We start from the raw sequence: 1,233 nt of genomic DNA, 5'->3' as shown, positions 1-1,233 counted from the left end.
AAGGTTTTTTGAGAGAACAGGTGCTGCAGACTGATCAGGCCTGTCGCGTTCGCAACGATCGCAACCAGCTGGTTTTCACGATCGGCGCTTTGTTGCTGCTCGGCCGCTTTCAGGCGCTGCAGCAGGCCGACGAGTTCGTCACCCGTCACACGCTGTTGCTCCTGAGTAATGCGCTGCTGCCGAGCCTGAGCATCGAGCTGATCCTGCTGCAGCACGCCGCGCAGTTGCTCGGCGATCAAGGCTGCTGCCTGAGCCGCCAGGGGGGCGGCCAGAGTAAGGTTGAGGCCGGTTGCGGTGCTGACGATCGTCACGCTGTCTGCTGGCAAGGCTTCGAGCGACAGGTCGTAGGCCAACAGGATGTCGCCTGCGGCCGGCTTGAAAGTCAGCGGGTCGCCGGTACTGGACCACACCGCAAACAAAGTGCCGTCGGCCAGGTAGAATCCGACGCTGCGCACCCAAAAGGCCTTGCCATCATCGGCCAAGGCAGTCAGGTGAATGAGCGAACTGCTCAACTTCTCGCCACCGGCGATCGGATATTGAGCAACCAATCCGCGTTGGGCCGTTTGGTCGACAGTGGGGGTAAAGCCCTGATCACCAAGACCGATGTAGGCGATCTCAGCTTGCAAGCCAGTGCTGGTCGCATTCCAGATGGCAGCCAGGCCAGCCTTGGTGATCAGCGGTTTTAAAGCGGTACTCATAGAGCAGCCTCCATCGAGACGCGCAAGACAGTGCGGGCGACGGCGGCATTAACGGCCGTCAGCACCGTTTGTTTGTGAATCGGTACGCTCTGCGCCTCCACAGACCAGCGGGAAACGCTGCGCGCTTGGGTTGTGTTGACCAGTGCTAGGACTTGTTCAGATCGGGGCATCGGGAACGGCTGAGCCTCGGCAGACCGGCGATGTACCTGCCAAAGCCGAGACAGGTTCACCAGCGCAATGGGCTGCTCGAACAGCGGAAGAGGTATGGGCTGCACCTGCGCCGACTGACGCAGCCAGCCCTGCACCCGCGCAGCATTGGCAGCCACCAGGCCGCCGTCGAAGCGCGCACCGAGCCGGAAGGTGTAGTGACTGCGCTCGTTCTTCGCCGCGTTGATCAAAGCCTGCAGACGCTCGCCCAACTGCGGCGAAATGATCGAGCCTTCACCGCTGCGGTTCTCGTTGGCCCAGGCCGTGACCTGGAAGGTGTACGGCACCCCGTTGGGGATCTCCCGCCAGTCCTTGAGATCGGCGTTGA

General features: G+C 62.0%; 2 protein-coding genes. Both read right to left on the bottom strand.

The genetic code is table 11. The annotated features are described in order from the left end of the window. On the bottom strand, positions 1–698 hold a 698-nt coding region (locus G7007_RS21670), incomplete at its 3' end, for a phage tail-collar fiber domain-containing protein (protein WP_181105140.1). Then, on the bottom strand, positions 695–1,233 hold a 539-nt coding region (locus G7007_RS21665; RefSeq protein WP_181105138.1), incomplete at its 5' end, for a phage tail protein I. The genes G7007_RS21665 and G7007_RS21670, both read right to left, overlap by 4 nt.

It is taken from the genome of Pseudomonas entomophila, assembly GCF_013523125.1.
Taxonomy (GTDB): domain Bacteria; phylum Pseudomonadota; class Gammaproteobacteria; order Pseudomonadales; family Pseudomonadaceae; genus Aquipseudomonas; species Aquipseudomonas entomophila_B.
This window is presented reverse-complemented; position numbering and strand designations above follow the sequence as displayed.